This is a genomic window from Phormidesmis sp. 146-12 (genome assembly GCF_052939495.1).
The window spans coordinates 34,001-50,192 of record NZ_JBJPHS010000009.1; the positions used below are offsets into that span (position 1 = coordinate 34,001).

The 16,192-nt window shown below is 48.2% G+C and carries 12 protein-coding genes; 8 read left to right on the forward strand and 4 right to left on the reverse strand.

The features are described 5' to 3' along the window. Positions 1 to 71 precede the first annotated feature (71 nt). A complete protein-coding gene (locus ACKFKF_RS06090; protein ID WP_446866860.1) occupies positions 72 to 1,727 on the reverse strand; it encodes a phospholipase D-like domain-containing protein in 1,656 nt (551 codons plus the stop codon). 80 nt (positions 1,728 to 1,807) lie between these two features. Continuing rightward, positions 1,808 to 2,527: a response regulator gene (locus tag ACKFKF_RS06095; protein ID WP_446866861.1), complete on the reverse strand. Its 720-nt coding sequence runs from the start codon at positions 2,525 to 2,527 to the stop codon at positions 1,808 to 1,810. 539 nt (positions 2,528 to 3,066) lie between these two features. On the opposite strand from ACKFKF_RS06095, the gene ACKFKF_RS06100 reads away from it, so the two are divergent. The 5 genes from ACKFKF_RS06100 (at position 3,067) to ACKFKF_RS06120 (ending at position 8,895) form a co-directional block, all read left to right on the forward strand. Next, a complete protein-coding gene (locus ACKFKF_RS06100; RefSeq protein WP_446866862.1) occupies positions 3,067 to 4,635 on the forward strand; it encodes a sensor histidine kinase in 1,569 nt (522 codons plus the stop codon). A gap of 143 nt (positions 4,636 to 4,778) precedes the next feature. Next, complete coding sequence (locus ACKFKF_RS06105; protein ID WP_446866863.1) at positions 4,779 to 5,204, forward strand: response regulator; 426 nt, start codon at positions 4,779 to 4,781, stop codon at positions 5,202 to 5,204. A 119-nt stretch (positions 5,205 to 5,323) separates the two neighbouring features. After that, positions 5,324 to 8,440 (forward strand): ATP-binding protein, encoded by a 3,117-nt coding sequence (locus ACKFKF_RS06110; protein ID WP_446866864.1) that lies wholly within the window; start codon positions 5,324 to 5,326, stop codon positions 8,438 to 8,440. A gap of 70 nt (positions 8,441 to 8,510) precedes the next feature. Continuing rightward, on the forward strand, positions 8,511 to 8,717 hold the full coding sequence (locus ACKFKF_RS06115) for a DUF6888 family protein (protein ID WP_446866936.1): 207 nt from the start codon (positions 8,511 to 8,513) through the stop codon (positions 8,715 to 8,717). Beyond that, positions 8,701 to 8,895 (forward strand): DUF6887 family protein, encoded by a 195-nt coding sequence (locus ACKFKF_RS06120; protein WP_446866865.1) that lies wholly within the window; start codon positions 8,701 to 8,703, stop codon positions 8,893 to 8,895. Before ACKFKF_RS06115 ends, ACKFKF_RS06120 begins: the two co-directional genes overlap by 17 nt. A gap of 194 nt (positions 8,896 to 9,089) precedes the next feature. On the opposite strand, the gene rsmH is transcribed toward ACKFKF_RS06120, so the two are convergent. Both rsmH and ACKFKF_RS06130 read right to left on the reverse strand, forming a co-directional pair. After that, positions 9,090 to 9,968, reverse strand: a complete 879-nt coding sequence (gene rsmH, locus ACKFKF_RS06125) for a 16S rRNA (cytosine(1402)-N(4))-methyltransferase RsmH (protein WP_446866866.1) — start codon at positions 9,966 to 9,968, stop codon at positions 9,090 to 9,092. Next, positions 9,965 to 11,845, reverse strand: a complete 1,881-nt coding sequence (locus ACKFKF_RS06130) for a M48 family metalloprotease (RefSeq protein WP_446866867.1) — start codon at positions 11,843 to 11,845, stop codon at positions 9,965 to 9,967. The genes rsmH and ACKFKF_RS06130 overlap by 4 nt, the downstream gene beginning before the upstream one ends. 230 nt (positions 11,846 to 12,075) lie before the next feature. Between ACKFKF_RS06130 and ACKFKF_RS06135 the strand changes: the two genes are divergently transcribed. The 3 genes from ACKFKF_RS06135 (at position 12,076) to ACKFKF_RS06145 (ending at position 15,905) form a co-directional block, all read left to right on the forward strand. Next, positions 12,076 to 13,260: an NAD(P)H-quinone oxidoreductase subunit H gene (locus tag ACKFKF_RS06135; protein ID WP_446856297.1), complete on the forward strand. Its 1,185-nt coding sequence runs from the start codon at positions 12,076 to 12,078 to the stop codon at positions 13,258 to 13,260. A gap of 983 nt (positions 13,261 to 14,243) precedes the next feature. Further along, positions 14,244 to 14,438, forward strand: a complete 195-nt coding sequence (locus tag ACKFKF_RS06140; RefSeq protein WP_446856296.1) for a hypothetical protein — start codon at positions 14,244 to 14,246, stop codon at positions 14,436 to 14,438. 288 nt (positions 14,439 to 14,726) lie between these two features. Then, positions 14,727 to 15,905, forward strand: a complete 1,179-nt coding sequence (locus ACKFKF_RS06145; RefSeq protein ID WP_446866868.1) for a class I SAM-dependent methyltransferase — start codon at positions 14,727 to 14,729, stop codon at positions 15,903 to 15,905. Positions 15,906 to 16,192 lie beyond the last annotated feature (287 nt).

Genomic DNA, 16,192 nt, shown 5'->3' on the forward strand with positions numbered 1-16,192 from the left:
CACTAATGAGGATTTATTGGAGTTTCCAGATCTGAGGCTGTGGCGAAAAATTCTGGAGAGTTTAGGCGATTTTAGGACGCTTCTCCGGCAAATCGGAGCCGATCGGTCATCTTTAAAGTGCCAGGGGTAAAGTAGTCAGTTGTCCAGCGATCGTCTGGGGTCAGCATCGGAGGCTTGATTGTTTTGCCCTCGGACTCTAGACCGCGCAGCCGAAAACGAAATCGATAGTGGTCATAGAGCCGCATCAGTTCGCAGCCATAGCAGTCGGCGACATCAACATTGCCCTGCACAATTAAGAAATTTTCGTCATTGCCCTGAGAAGCGTTGGAAGAAAAATTGTGAGAGCCGCTAACGATCGTCGGCTGGTCTGAGGTGAAATCGACAATAATCAGCTTGGTGTGAATCAAAATATTGCCTTTTTGCCCTTGAGTAGACTCTTTGAGAAACCCTTCTAATCCCTCATTGAGCATGGCGGTGGCAGTGAATTCGGCAGTGCGATCGGCGTGAAATCCTGAAATTTTTGAGCGACTATTCTGCAAGCCGTAGCGCAAGATTGGATCGTTGGGTTCGCCTAAGAAGGACTGCTCTAACGGGTCAAATAAATCGAATGCCGTACAGAATAAAACGTCGCGATCGGCGGCTTTAACCAGATCGACAAAGGCTTGCAAATCTTTTTTACCTGTCCGAGGAGAAAAGCCAGCAAAGAGCGAATGGTTTGTCTCGATCGAATTACTTTGATTGATGTATCGGCGCGTTGCCGTAGGCTTGTCTCCGCGAAATAGCCCTTCAAATAAGTCGAGATAGGATTGGGCAGTGTCCGATCGATTGACGATATGAACGACGTTTGCCTGACGATAAATGCCATTTTCGGTGAAGTTGGTTGACCCACACAAGACGGCTTGACCCCTGCGGTTTTCTGACTCAATGCGACTGAGAACGATGAACTTGTGGTGACAAATGTTGTGAGTGACTCTAGCCCGTTTTGCTGCGTCGGGTAAAGTTTCCAAGTTTTTGGCGTTGAGTTCGGTTTGCTCGTCGTCAGGCTTTGCGTGGTAGACAACTCGCACCTTTACGCCTCTTTTGTGGGCCGCCGCGATCGCTTGCACAATTTCAGAAAGCTCGTATTCGTAGATAGCAACGTCGATCGCCCAGGTTTCATCGATCGCTCGATTAATAAACCCAATAATTTGCTCCAACACGCCTCGACTCAACCAATCTAGCGCTTCGGGAGGCAGGGGCGGACGAGGTTTTTTGGCTTTGCGGGCGGCTTCTAAATCCGCTTCAACTTGAGGAAATTTGCGACAAAAGGCTTGACTAGCGGCGGCGGCTCGATTGAATAAAATACAGTGATCCCCGTTTAGAGAACTGGCCGTCTTGACGCGCACTGACAGCCCTGCTTCGACTTTGAGCTTTTCGGGGTCGCCGTAAACAGGATGCACAATATACTCGTAAGTCGTGTCTGCATACACTCGATAGTCTGACCAGCGAAACTTTTGAATCGGAGCACGATTGCTGGGGAGCAGTTGCCCAGGACGAATCTGCATGTGGGGAAAGGGCAGCATTCCCGTTAGCCATTCTTTCTTGCCCGATCGCCCATCGACCCGCTCGATCGCAAACCCCAACAGACCTTTTCGCTGCTCAGGGGTGACACTCATTGCCAAAATGACTCCTGTCGTCCCGGCGTAGGCTTTGACTGAAATTCCATCTTTGCGGGTAGTTTGACGCATGGGGCACCGTGGGGATTATTTTCTCTAACCCACAAATACACCGTCTGCCTGAAACATTACCTGAATTGCTTAAAGGAACTTTACCCAACCAAACCCGATCGCAGGGCCCGCACTGCCGCCTGAGTTCGATCATCCGCGCAAAGCTTATTCAAAATGTTGCGAACGTGGGTTTTGACCGTCCCAACTGTGATGTAAAGTTTCTCAGCGATCGTCGCGTTGCTGCATCCATCCACAATTAGCTGCAAGACTTCTAACTCTCGCTCAGTCAGCGGATAAGCTTCGATAATCTGGTTGTATTCAGGCTCCGCAGCGCTGATCATCACCGTGTTTTCCACCGTTGCGCCGTTGCCGTCCTGGGTATCGCGAGTTTGCCGCAAAACAACACGGGCGATCGCCGGATCGATCCAGGAGTTGCCTTCTTGGGTGACGCGCAGCGCTTCGACGAGTTGATCGAGGCTGACATCTTTCATACAGTAAGAGTCTGCCCCCGCCGCAAACGCCGCCAAAACCACATCTTCGTTGTCTTGCAGCGTCAGAATCAGCACCTTGGTGTAGGGTTCATCTTCCAGCGTTTGTGACTGACGAAATCGCCGCGTTAGCTCAATGCCATCAATGTCAGGTAAGCCAATATCGACGATCGCCACATCGGGTTTGGCGTTGGTTAATAACTTGAGACCTTCTGTGCCGTTTGCGGCTTCGCCCACCACCTTAAAGCCAGGACGCTGTTGTAAAGCAGTTCTCATGCCAACCCGTGTCAGGTCGTGATCTTCAATAAGAGTAATGCGAATGTCATGATCCATTGGAAATCAGCTCCCACAGTTTTTAGAAAATAGCAAAACATGAAAAATAAAAGAGTTGCAATTGTGCAATCTATTGAGGTGGCTATCCTACCTTTTTTAGGATGGCACCCGGTGAGATGACACTTCTTGATGAATCACACGAGTCGAGATTAGAAATTCAGAAGCGAAATACCTGAGACTTTGACAATCGCAATCATCCGGATCTATTTAATAGCATAGGCACAACTAATAGATACGTACGTATGACCTCTGAGATATTCCTTTAGGCAGAAATTTATCAAACTTGTGTCCTCTTGGCGATCTGATTAAGACTCGGTGGTGCTAGACACAAATCAATGTAATTATTTCTCAGCCCTACGTGAGAAGCCAACAGTAACATCTATCTCAGGAGAGGACGAAACCAGCAAGCGGCAGAGGATTATTGACTCAATCACTGGCGTTCTCCCTTCAGTAACTAAATTACTCCCTGAGATTAATAGACACCCTTTGCCCAATCCTGCTTAATAGAAACGACCTGTCCAGAAGCTTGATTTAGAGTGATGTCTCAAGCAGAGTTTCAAGCAGAAAATAGATCTTCTCATTCCGTAATCGGAGACCCCAAAGAACGGTTTCGATCGCCCGTGTTAGCGACTCCTCTCATCGTCTGGAATACCGATCCCGAAGGACGGGTGGTTACGCCGATGCCTGCCTGGAGCGCCTACACCGGACAAACTGAAGCAGAAATTCTTGGCTGGGGTTGGATTCAAGCAGTGCATCCTGACGATCGTGAACTCGTGGCCCAAGTTTGGACTCAGGCTCTCAAAGATCGCATTCTCTATGAGGTGGAATATCGACTACGAGGCGCAGACGGCATTTATCGGGACTTTGCGGTGCGCGGAATTCCAGCGATCAACGAAGATGGCAGCCTGCGGGAATGGGTAGGAGCCTGTCTCGATATCAGCGATCGCAAGCGCATGGAGGCAGAACAAGCCAAAACTCATGCAGCCCTTCAAGAAAGTGAAGATCGGTTTCGCAAGATGGCTGACACTGCGCCCGTTTTGCTTTGGGTTGCGGGAACTGATGCGCTGTGCAATTTCTTTAATCAAAGCTGGCTGGACTTTACCGGACGATCGCTCGATCAAGAAATCGGCAACGGTTGGCTAGAAGGCGTGCATCCTGACGATCGCTCTGACGTTGAGCAAACCTATCAGGCAGCATTTGAGGCGAGACAGTCATTTGAAATGGAGTATCGGCTGCGGCGATCGGATGGAGAGTATCGGGATCTGCTCGATCGGGGCGTTCCTCGATTTTTGGGCGATGGTGAATTTGCGGGCTACATCGGGTCTTGTATCGACATCACAGCCCGCAAGCAGGCAGAAATCAGCCTTGCGACACGGGCCGAAGAATTGGCGCAAACGACCACAATTTTGGCCCACACGGCTGCCATTCTAGAAAAGCGCAATCAAGAATTAGATCAGTTTGCCTACGTCGTTTCCCACGATCTCAAAGCGCCCCTGAGAGCCATTTCTAGCCTTTCGCAGTGGATCGAGGAAGACTTAGAAGCGGTGCTAACGGATGAAACGCGCCATCAAATGGGCTTGTTGCGAGGGCGAGTACACCGGATGGAAGGTCTGATTGATGGCTTACTACAATACTCACGAGTCGGACGCGCCCCCCTCAACCCGGAAGTGGTTTCTGTCAAAGACTTACTCAATGGCATTCTCGATCTGATTGCCCCGCCGCCCAACTTCAATCTTCAGATCGGGCCCATGCCTACTTTGAGAACCGATCGCCTCGGACTTGAGCAAGTGTTTGCCAACCTGATCAGCAATGCGATCAAACATCACGGTAAACCGATCGGACAGGTGAAAATCGAGGCGATCGACCAGGGCAAGTTTTACGAATTCACGGTGCAGGATGATGGTGTGGGCATCGCGCCTCAGTTCCACGAGAAGATATTTGTAATCTTTCAAACATTGCAGGCTCGCGACAAAGCGGAAAACACGGGGATCGGTCTCTCTTTAGTTAAAAAGATTGTGGAGAGTCAAGGAGGGCACATCTCGCTGGAGTCAGAAGTCGGCAAGGGGGCAACGTTTCGCTTTACTTGGCTCAAGACTTTACCAAGCTAACTCCTTGTTAAGTTGTGTAATCTTCTTGACAACCTGGTTTAACAGTTACCGCTAAACCTCTACCCTCTAATCTTTCTAACGCCTTTCTAACGAGTGATCCCAAATTCTATACAAATTGTGAAGATAGAGATCGAAGGCTCAATATGTTAGAAGAAAAAATGTTAAACATCCTGCTGGTCGATGATGACGAGGTGGATGTCATGAACGTTCAACGAGCGTTTAAGAAACATAACATCACCAATCCTCTGTTTGTTGCCAATAATGGGTTTGAAGCCTTGGACATGCTGCGAGGAGATCCGCCCACCGTTCCTCCTCATCGCCGACTCATTTTGCTTGATTTGAACATGCCAAAGATGGGCGGCATTGAATTTTTGCGCGAACTGAGAGCCGACGATCGCCTCAAAAGTACCCCCGTCATCGTCCTGACGACATCCAACGAAGATAACGATAAAGTAGAGGCGTATAACCTCAATGTGGCGGGTTACATTCTCAAACCTGTGACGTTTTCTCGATTTTTGGAGTCGATGGCCGCGCTTAACAAGTATTGGATGCTCTGTGAAATGCCTTAGAAGAAATGCCTTGAAAGCAGTTAGCTGTTAGCGACGATCGCTCAACTTCAAAAGCCTGAAAAGTCGATCGTGCTGAACTCAGTTAATCGCTAATTGCCCCTTGTTACCTGTTGCCTGCTATGAATGAGACGCTCAAAATCCTGATTGTTGATGACGACAGCATTGATCGTCTGTCAGTTCAGAGATCGCTGCGGGCGGCGGACATTCCCCAAGCGATCGAGGTCGATAGTTATGAGGCAGCAATTGCACAATTACAACAAGAAGACTTTGACTGTGTACTGCTAGATTATCAGTTGCCCGATGGCGATGGATTGAGTCTGGTACAGCAGATTCGACAACAAAAGATTGCGATCGCGCTGATTGTACTCACAGGTCAAGGAGACGAACAGCTTGCTGTGGAATTGATGAAGGCAGGCGCAAATGATTATCTGTCTAAAAATGCACTTTCATCCGATACTTTGGCGCGAAGTTTGCGAAGTGCTGTTCGGGTCAATCGGGCCGAACTTCAAGCAGCCCAAGCCACCCAAAAACTTAGAGAAAGTGAAGAACGCTATCGACTAGTTTTAGAAGGGTCAAACGATGGAATTTGGGATTGGTACATTTACCAAAACGAGGTTTTTTGTAACGATCGTCTTTTTGAAATTGTCGGAATATCACGAGAAGAATTAGGAGCCGCTCAAAGCGCTTTTTTTCGGCTAATTCATCCTGAAGATCAAGATCAAGTGCTGCGAGCGATCGTGGCTCATTTAGAACAGGGTACTCCCTTTGATGTTGAGTTTCGCTTACAGCATTCTTCGGGCAGCTATCTTTATTGCACCTCGCGCGGCAAGGCCCAAAAGGATGGATCAAGCAGAATTTTTCGCATGTCGGGGATCATCAGCGACATTACTCAACGCAAGCAAGCCGAAGAAAAGATTATTCAACTCAATCGAGATTTACAACATCGCGTTACCGAACTGCAAACGCTGCTGGATGTCATTCCGATCGGCATTGGAATTGCAGACGATCCCACTTGTCAAAAGATTAAAGTTAATGCAAATTTGAGCCAACAATTAGGAATTTCGCCTCAACAAAACGCTTCAAAAAGTCAGCCAGATGGCGATCAATTGCCCTATAAAATTTTGCAAAATGGTCGAGAATTGTTGCCACTTGAATTGCCAATGCAGCGGGCGGCGATGACTGGAATTCCACTCTCTGGCTTAGAACTTGATCTCGTTCAATCAAACGGCAAGATAACCAAAATCCTTTCAGAAGTCGCTCCTTTATTTGACGAGTATGGCAATTCAAGAGGCTGTGTGGGGGCCTTTGTGGATATTACCGATCGCAAACGTGTTGAGGAATCCCAGCGTTTTTTGGCCGATGCCAGCATTTTGCTTGCCAGTTCGCTGGATGCCGCCACAATTCTCAAAAATCTGGCCCAGCTTGCGGTTCCTTATCTGGCTGACTGGTGCATAATTCACACCATTCAAAACGAACAGCCTCACCTGGCTGCGCTCTATCACACTGATCCTGAGAAGATTGTTGCGTTTCGGGAGTTTAGGCAGCGCTACCCGATCGACTTTAACTCTACTGACAGCATTCCTGAAGTGTTGAGAACGGGGCGATCCAGCTTTCATCCCGAAATTTCTGACACTTATCTCAAAAGCCTGGCCCAAGACACCGAGCATTATGATCTGCTGCGAACCTTTGGGTTTGAGTCGGTGATGGTGGTGCCGCTGTTAATGAGACAGCAAATTTTGGGAGCGATTACCTTTTCTGCGGCTGAGTCCCGCCGTTATACCGAGTCTGATCTAGCGCTTGCCGAAGATTTAGCCCGCCGGGCCGCGCTCGCCATCGAAAATGCCCGTCTCTATCAAGCGACCCAAAGTGCCGAACAAAGTCTCAGACAAGCGATCGTCGTCCTCAACGAGCAACAACAACAACTGCGAACGCTCCAGCAGCTTACCGATTTGCTCAATCAGCGTCTGACCAATCTGCCTGGACTCCTGCAAGTCATGATCGATGCGGTCTGTGAAGCGATCCCCGGTGCCAAATTTGGCTTAATTGTCCTGCAAAATGCTCAAACTCAACAGCTAGAGTTGACCGCCACCACAGGACTCGATCGCAACGAGTTTCCGATCAACGAAGCCTTCCAACCCGGCGAGGGACTCTTAGGACACGTCTTCCTCACCGGAGAAACCCACGTCATTCACCCAACCCTTGACTCCGCCCACTCCTCCCTCCTCCCTCCTCCCTCCTCCTTCCTCCCCGCTTCTCTCTGCGCCGTCACGATCGAATCTGCTCAAGCCGGAAGATTGGGGGTGATTGCGGTGGGCAACTGGGACGAAACCTCCGCCTTTGATGAAGAAGATACTCGCTTGCTGGTAGCGTTTGGAGAGCAGGCGGCGATCGCCCTTAATAATGCCCAATTAATTAATGCCTTAGAAGAACGAGAAGAACAGTTAGCGATTCAAAATGCAATTCTGGCGCAGCAAAATCAGGCGTTAGAAAATCAGCGTCAACAGATTCAATTACAAAATCTTAAATTAGTCGAAGCGGCTCAACTTAAGTCACAGTTCATCGCCACCATGTCCCACGAATTGCGAACACCAATGAATGCAATTATGGGCTTTTCTCAACTGTTGTTACGTCAGCGTCAGCTATCTCCGCCTCAAGTCGAAATGGTCGATCGCATCCTCAATAATGGCAAAAACTTATTAGCGTTGATTAACGACATTCTAGACTTATCAAAAATTGAAGCCGGCCGACTAGAGCTTAAACTTGAACGGCTCAGTTTACCCGAGTTAATAATTGCGACGACTTCAGAACTACGATCGCTTGCTCAACAAAAAAATCTCGCTTTAGAAACAGAACTTCATCTGACCAATTCTTGGATTATTAATGATAGTTCTCGACTGAGGCAAATCTTAGTTAACTTGATTTCTAATGCCATCAAATTTACCGACGTGGGTACTGTTCGAGTTGAAGTTTTGGAGGTTGAAAATCAGCAGGTTGCGATCGTCGTTCAAGATACTGGAATTGGCATCGCTCCAGAAAACATTGCAAAAATTTTTGAAGAATTTAAGCAGCTAGACCAAACCATCACGCGCAGACATCCCGGCACTGGATTAGGTTTAGCAATTACAAAATGGCTCGTTCAAATGATGAAAGGTTCGATCTTTGTTGAGAGCAAATTAGGAGAAGGAACCACCTTTAAAGTTGAGCTACCCAGATTTCTTGAAGGGTGGGAGCGATGATCGTGATGCTTCTTCGTCCAAAACTCTTCGCTCAGAATGAACGACAGTATGCAAAAATATCTGTGCCAGAATTGAGGAACGACCCACTTTTCCAACTCACGCTCAAGCGATCACTTGCTTAATCACCTGCCAATGGCTGTCCAACTGCTATCGAGATATTGAGATATTTCGTTTTAATGATCAAAAAAGTTACGTCTTCATCATGGCGGGTGAAGAACTACAAATTCTCGTATTTCCCAATGGATTCTGGAGGTTCATTAATGAAGCCGAACTTTGAAGCGATGTCCAAAGCTGAACTAAGGGCTTATGTTTTATCTCACCGGGACGACTTGGAAGCGCTAGACGCTTTGGTGAGTCGGCGCACTCCTGATTCTGAGGCAGTTTGGTTTGAGCCACCTAAAACAATGGAAGAGGCAGAACAACAGTTTGAAGTGTTCAAAAAGCTGGTTGACTGACAAAACTCCTGAAACCCTCGATTCTTCGTAGGTTGGTGTTGAGCAACGCGGAACCCAACAGCAGCCTTTCTACCGTTGCTAACGTTGGGTTGAACCTGGTGAAACCCAACCTACCTGAAAAGATTTGTCAGTCAATCAGGTTCAAAAAGATGGTCGAAGAACGGGAAGGTCGTCAGGATCATTCCGCTTAAAGCTCATTCAACCAATCGTTCTGCAATTCTGAGTTTGGCCGATCGCGCCCTTGGGTTTTGCTTGACTTCTGAATCTTGAGCAATGATTGGTTTCTTAGTTAAAACTTTGAGCAATGGTGATTCTTTAAAGCGATGTTTAACAATTCGATCTTCTAAACTATGAAAGCTAATAATGGCAATTCTACCTTCTGGTTTTAACCAACTTTGAGCTTTGTCGATGAAGGTTTCTAAGACTAAAAGTTCTTGATTAACGGCAATTCGTAGCGCTTGAAACACGCGAGTTGCAGGATGAATTCGACCATAACGGTATTTGGGCGGTACTGAATAAGCGATCGCTTCCGCTAGTTCCGTCGTTGTCTGAAACGGACGTTTCTCAACAATTCTTCGGGCAATTTTCCGAGACAGTCTTTCTTCGCCAAAGGTGTAAAAAATCTCTGCCAGTTTTGCTTCTTCCCAATGATTGATCGCGTCGGCAGCCGTGAGATCTTGACGGCGATCCATTCTCATATCCAACGGGGCCGTGTGCCGAAAACTAAAGCCGCGATCGCCAATATCAAATTGAGCCGAACTTACGCCCAAGTCTGCCAAAATTCCATCGAACTTCAGGTCACCAGGATCAAACTTGGCAAAGTTACTCTGCTGAAACTGAACACGATCGCCAAACTCAGCTAACTTTTCTTGGGCAGCCGTCAGAGCCTGATCATCCTGGTCGATCGCCGTCACCCTGACCTCCGCTGTCGCTAAAATTAAGGCACTGTGCCCGCCGCCGCCCACCGTCGCATCCAGGTAGTGACCCTGCGATCGAATCGCCAAGCCTTCGACCACTTCCTGACTCAAAACGGGAATATGGGCAAAGGCAGTTTCTACAACGTCATCCTTCATTTTGAATAAATTAAGGCTTTGTCAACCTGTCGGAACCGCTTTTCTAGCTTACCGTTCCCGCTCTGATTCAGAATGACAATCCAGGCTTGAACCGGAAACTGTAGTGCATTGACCAACTGATCAAACTGCTCGGCGGTGAGTTTTCCTGATCCCATAAAATTTTTCTCTTGCACAATTCCCAACACGCAGAACGTCCGCTCAGGAAAGTAAGTCACCTCTTTTTGCACCAGATAAGCCTCTTTGACGTGAGGATGAGCCGCCAACGTTTCGCACAACGCCTCCACCTCCGACGGCGAGAGAGACTGGGACACCAAACGATCGCTTTCCGAAACCCCCGATCGTTCCCGTTGTGCTTTGGTCATCAGTTCATAATGCTGCTCAAGTCGAGTCTGATAAGCCTTTGCTCGCTCTGTGTCGCCCCGTCTCCAAAAGAATGTGTAGAGAGACTGATAAGCGTCGATCGCCACATTAAAATTTTGAGCGATCGCCGTTTCCAGATGCGCTACGCCCGATTCATTCTGTTCCTCTAAGAGCAACTGCCCCAACGTGTAGTGAGCCGCCCAGTAAGTGTCATCCTGCTGCAAAATCTTTTGTAACATTGGCAGAGCAATCTCTTGGCCCTTGATTTCGAGCGTCAAGACGGTCTGAGTCCAAAACTCTTCAAAAGGAAGCGTCTCAATTCTGGCTCTCTGCTCCAAATCTTCTAGCTGCTGACGAGACTCTTGTAGAGACGCATAGCGCTGTCGCCAGGGAGTTGAAACTTCGATCGACCAATCTTTGTCAAACTGAGCAGCATACTGTTGAGCCATTTCACCCAGCAATTGATCCGCCGCACTGACCTGAACCGGATTGGGCAGCGTTTCTTCAGAAGCCAGATAGCCCACTGCTTTGAGTCGATCGCCCAAACAGGGATGAGTATCGGCATTGCTGGTTTTCTCAATTAGAGCCTGCTGGAGCCATTGAGAACTCCTTTCGGTAGGGATTGGATCTCGCAGCGCCGTTCTCAGATTGCTGTAAACGATCGCCGGGGGATCAGCCTGATGCTCTGCCTGCTTGTAGACCTCTGCCCAAAAAGACGTTTCTAGAAATTTGGACTTCACTTCTACCGCAATCAAGGCTTCCGCAATATGCTGGTTTCCAGCTACCTCAACGGCACAGCGATCGGCTTCATATTCGTTCATTCTTGCCAACACAAAAGAATAAGCCCCAAAGAACGGCGCATACCAATTAAAGAAGCGATCAAACAGCACCGAGCTTCCATGCTGACTGTCTTGAAACCGCTCAAAAATCTGCATCCAGGTCTTTCTGACTCGATAGATCCACCCCGCAAAGCGCGAATGATTGCCCGAAAGATGCCCCAATTCGTGAGCCACAACCGCTCGAAACTGCTCGACAGAAAGCGCCTGCATTAGAGGCAATCCAACTAGCAGATAGTTTTGATGCCAGCCAAAAACCCCCAACTTCGGCACCTGGACAACGGCCGCGTTAAAGTTGCGATCGAGCAAAATGTGGTGAAATTGAGGCGCTTGCAGCTTGGTGGTCAACTCATCCACCAGCGCAAACAACTGAGGCACCTGCTGACGAGACAAACTGATGCCTTGAGGCGGCGGAAAAGACACCCAGAGCGATCGCACAATTACCCACACCGGAATCAACAGCAACGCCCCCAACTTGATCATTAAGGCATTGACTCGATGGCTAAACAACACGATCGACACGAGCAATGCAACCAGCCCCAACAGCCCCACCAAAATCAAAATCAGATAAGCATAGCCCAGGGCGGCCAACAGCCCTACTCGAAATCGATAGCTGGCAGGCTCCTGGTGGGCAAATCGTTCTAGCTTTTCTACCAGCGCATCAAACTGTTCGTGCGTCATCCGTTTTTGCTCCCAACGGTATAGAAATGAACCTATCGTTCCCCTGGGTAAGGGTGATAATGACTTCAGTCAACCGTAGACAACTCTCCGGACGATTCATCTCTATAATTAAGAAAGCGAAACAAATAGCAGCACAAGGCTTTGGGTGTTTGGGATCGATTGCGTCTCGCTCCATCTGCACCGATCGCTAAAACTGAACCAACTCGATCGCAAGGGGAGACTGTTCAACGATGGCAATGCTTGAAACCAAGACCGAACCGATGGTTCTCAATATGGGGCCGCACCACCCGTCTATGCATGGAGTGATGCGCCTGATTGTGACCCTGGACGGCGAAAATGTGATTGACTGCGAACCCGTGATCGGCTATCTGCACCGAGGCATGGAGAAGATCGCCGAAAATCGCACCAACATCATGTACGTGCCCTACGTCAGCCGATGGGACTACGCAGCAGGCATGTTTAACGAAGCCATCACCGTCAACGCTCCCGAAAAGCTTGCGGGGATCGCCGTTCCCAAGCGTGCCAGCTACATCCGCGTGATCATGCTGGAACTCAACCGCATCGCCAATCACCTGCTCTGGCTTGGCCCCTTTATGGCAGACGTGGGCGCACAAACACCGTTCTTCTACATCTTCCGCGAACGCGAACTCATTTACGATCTGTGGGAAGCCGCTACAGGCTATCGCATGGTCAACAACAATTACTTCCGCATCGGTGGCGTGGCTGTCGATTTACCCTATGGCTGGGTGGACAAATGTCTGGACTTCTGCGACTACTTTATGCCCAAGGTGGATGAGTATGAGCGCCTGATTACAGACAACCCGATTTTCCGCAAACGAGTGGAGGGGGTTGGCACGATTAACCGTGAAGAAGCCATTAACTGGGGACTGTCTGGCCCCATGCTGAGAGCTTCTGGAGTCAAGTGGGACTTGCGAAAAGTCGATCACTACGAATGCTACGACGATTTTGATTGGGATGTGCACTGGGAAACGGCAGGAGACTGCTATGCCCGATACATTGTGCGAATTCGTGAAATGCGGGAGTCGGTGAAGATTATTCGTCAGGCGATCGCAGGTCTACCCGGCGGCCCCTTTGAGAACCTGGAAGCCAAGAGAATGGCTGAAGGCCCCAAGTCAGAATGGAATGGGTTTGATTATCAGTACATTGGCAAGAAGATTGCCCCCACTTTCAAAATTCCCAAGGGCGAACACTACGTTCGAGTGGAGAGTGGCAAAGGTGAGCTAGGCATCTTCATCATGGGCGACGACAACGTATTCCCTTGGCGCTGGAAGATTCGGGCGGCTGACTTCAACAATGTGCAAATCTTGCCTCATTTGTTGAAAGGAATGAAGGTTGCGGACATTGTGACGATTTTGGGCAGCATCGACATCATCATGGGGTCGGTCGATCGCTGAGGATCGTGAATTAAACAACCTGTAATTCTCGCGGTTTCGCTTCGTTTGATTCGGCTTCTGCCCCCTAAATCCCCCAAATTTGGGGGACTTTGAACCGCGAAACTGCCTTAGATTCTAGAATTCCTTCTTTCTCAAAGTCCCCCAAATTTGGGGGATTTAGGGGGCGAAGCGACCAGGCAATCATCGATCTTATTCAATTCACGATCGCTAAGACTCCTTTGTTCGTTCTCTTAACTTTTTGCTTGCATGTAGAGATGCGATTTTGTTCCGTCTCTACATTTTTTTTGGGATCACGGTGTTAGAGTGTCAAAGTTAAGGTGCGTTGCAGGTTTGAGGGCTTTGTTGCGGTTTGCAACACAATCAATAAAGAAAAACAAATTTCACACGAACTGAGCCGTTTTACGATAGGATGAAATCCGGTCAAGCTTGCTGGAGCAACTTTATTACCGCCAGCAGTCAGCCGCTTTGACGTGCAGAGGTTTGACCTAATCTATTTTCCTTTTGTGACTTTGCAAAAGATTTGAATGAGGCGGTATAACGTGGCGTTGGCTCATGAAAATGGTGCTTGCAGTTGCGTCCCTTTTGGTTTGTGTTGGCGATATACAAAAACAGCCAGGAGGGTCGAGCAATCGACGGGCCCAATTTTCGATCGACGTTAGCGACGATAGGTTTTCTGATCGTACCTCTGACTGCACGATGGATTTTATTCGGAGTTCAACGATGCAGTTTCTGGTTTCCACAACTTTTTAAGCCTCTCCAAAATTACAGCGGGCTGCGTCGTGAATAGTTCTACGCTGCTTCGATCGTCTGAATCTCCGCCTCAAATCTTTGGCTCAGAAAGGAGTTGACATTTCCAGAATAAACCGCTATCTCTAGTAGTAGCACTAAAGCAAACCGCTACAGATAGTGCTCTACTCCTGAAAACTACTTCGATTGTCTCGGCTAAGGTTTGTCCTCATACACCCCATTTTCCCCTTCGTACTATGAACTACCAAGAGCAGTTAACTCCCTGGGTTGTCTATCAATTGCTGCCCGATTTGCAACGTCAGGCCGTAATTCGCTTTCGTCGTCGCAACGATGCAGATTGTTATGTGAAAGTTTTAAAGCAAACTCGTCCCAATGCAGAGTTTATGATTGCGTTTGAGACCTTGAATAAGGAAGCAGTTGCTTCAGCTTGAGTGAATTGTAGCAGCTAAAGAATTAGACGAGCAAAGCCTTGTTGTAGAGGTTCTAACTGCTGAAGTTGCCTGGTCTAAAGTGACAAGTTTTTAATGAGTTTGCAGGTTCAACCTGACGATCGTACTCTCGACACTCAGCAGGTGAGCAAGCGTCCAATCATTTTTTTCTCACAGAAAACTAGCTTTAGTACGAGTAGTCTAGTTCATTAGAACTAATTACGCAATAGGCAAAGTCAAAATTAGCTTAGAGCCTCTACCGTTTAACTTCTCCTAACTTTGAGTAATTTCATGAATGATCGGAGTGTTGTTCTCCGCGATCGAGTGATTCAGCAAATTCTAGAAAGCGCTCATCAGAGACTCTCATTTGCTGAGTACATGGAACTCGTTTTGTACCATCCGCAGTCTGGTTACTACGCTGCAAATAATGCCAACATTGGGGCGCAGGGTGATTTTTTTACCTCGCCCCATTTAGCTAAAGACTTTGGGGAACTGCTAGCAAAACAATTTGCCGAAATGTGGCAGATTCTCGGAAAGCCAAACCCTTTCACACTGGTTGAGATGGGCGCAGGGCAGGGCTTACTTACAGCCGATGTTCTAAATCATTTACAGCGTTGTCATTCCGATTGCTCTACATGTCTCAATTATGTAATCATCGAAAAATCACCTGCATTAATCGCCGAACAAAAACAGCGATTGCAATCCTGGCAGTCTTTGGGTTTACAAATTGATTGGCGATCGCTGACAGAAATTCCTGCCGCCTCGATCACAGGCTGTTTTTTTTCTAATGAGCTAGTGGATGCCTTTCCGGTTCATCAAGTCACGATCGCAGATCGAAAACTACAAGAAATTTACGTTGGCGTTCGCGATGGAGAACTTGTTGAGATTATTGATGAACCTTCAACTTCCGAACTGATTGACTACTTTGATTGCATTGACGTTGACATTCTCTCTTATGAAGATGGCTACCGCACTGAAGTCAATTTGGCAGCGTTGGATTGGTTACGCACCGTCAGCGATCGCCTGCTTCGAGGGTATGTATTAACGATCGACTATGGGCACACCGCAGCAAGATATTACAATCCCAGGCGATCGCAGGGCACTTTGCAGTGCTACTACCAACACAGTCACCACAACGACCCCTACATTCACCTCGGAGAGCAAGACATCACCACTCACGTTGACTTCACCGCATTAGAGCGTCAAGGCGAACGGTGTGGGTTAGAGAATTTGGGATTTACACAACAAGGATTATTTTTGATGGCACTGGGCTTAGGCGATCGACTAGCCGAACTCAGTCAAACCGAAGCCAACACCGCTCAAGATCTGCAAACCGTCCTTCTACGCCGTGACGCAATCCATCAGTTGATGAACATGAATCCGATGGGATTGGGCACTTTCGGCGTTTTGATCCAGGGTAAAGGGCTAGAGGCAAGTGAGCGATCGTTACAAGGCTTAAAACAGTTCTAATCCAACGTGAATTCGATGAAATCTTTCGCTGCGGTTGTGAATCCAGGCAGCCCCCCAAATCCCCCACGAGTGAGGGACTTTGAACCCAAGATCTTGTCTGAAAGTCCCCCAATTTTGGGGGGTTGGGGGGCAGAAGCGCTGAAGAACGAAGCAAAAAAACCTCATCGAATTCACGTTAATCCAGAACAGTTTTGATTCAACGTAAACTCGGCCCCTTGCAGTTAACTCGAAGAAGATCTAGTTCTTCGCTTCGATGTCAAGCTTTTGCCCCCCAAGCTGCCAATTCT

Excerpts from the sequence above, each read along its gene's own strand:
- ACKFKF_RS06135 (WP_446856297.1), top strand. The coding sequence starts at position 12,076 with ATGGCAATGCTTGAAACCAAGACCGAACCGATGGTTCTCAATATGGGG.
- ACKFKF_RS06145 (WP_446866868.1), top strand. The coding sequence starts at position 14,727 with ATGAATGATCGGAGTGTTGTTCTCCGCGATCGAGTGATTCAGCAAATT.
- ACKFKF_RS06090 (WP_446866860.1), bottom strand. The coding sequence starts at position 1,727 with ATGCGTCAAACTACCCGCAAAGATGGAATTTCAGTCAAAGCCTACGCC.
- ACKFKF_RS06140 (WP_446856296.1), top strand. The coding sequence starts at position 14,244 with ATGAACTACCAAGAGCAGTTAACTCCCTGGGTTGTCTATCAATTGCTG.
- ACKFKF_RS06130 (WP_446866867.1), bottom strand. The coding sequence starts at position 11,845 with ATGACGCACGAACAGTTTGATGCGCTGGTAGAAAAGCTAGAACGATTT.
- ACKFKF_RS06100 (WP_446866862.1), top strand. The coding sequence starts at position 3,067 with ATGTCTCAAGCAGAGTTTCAAGCAGAAAATAGATCTTCTCATTCCGTA.
- ACKFKF_RS06095 (WP_446866861.1), bottom strand. The coding sequence starts at position 2,527 with ATGGATCATGACATTCGCATTACTCTTATTGAAGATCACGACCTGACA.
- ACKFKF_RS06110 (WP_446866864.1), top strand. The coding sequence starts at position 5,324 with ATGAATGAGACGCTCAAAATCCTGATTGTTGATGACGACAGCATTGAT.
- rsmH (WP_446866866.1), bottom strand. The coding sequence starts at position 9,968 with ATGAAGGATGACGTTGTAGAAACTGCCTTTGCCCATATTCCCGTTTTG.
- ACKFKF_RS06120 (WP_446866865.1), top strand. The coding sequence starts at position 8,701 with ATGAAGCCGAACTTTGAAGCGATGTCCAAAGCTGAACTAAGGGCTTAT.
- ACKFKF_RS06105 (WP_446866863.1), top strand. The coding sequence starts at position 4,779 with ATGTTAGAAGAAAAAATGTTAAACATCCTGCTGGTCGATGATGACGAG.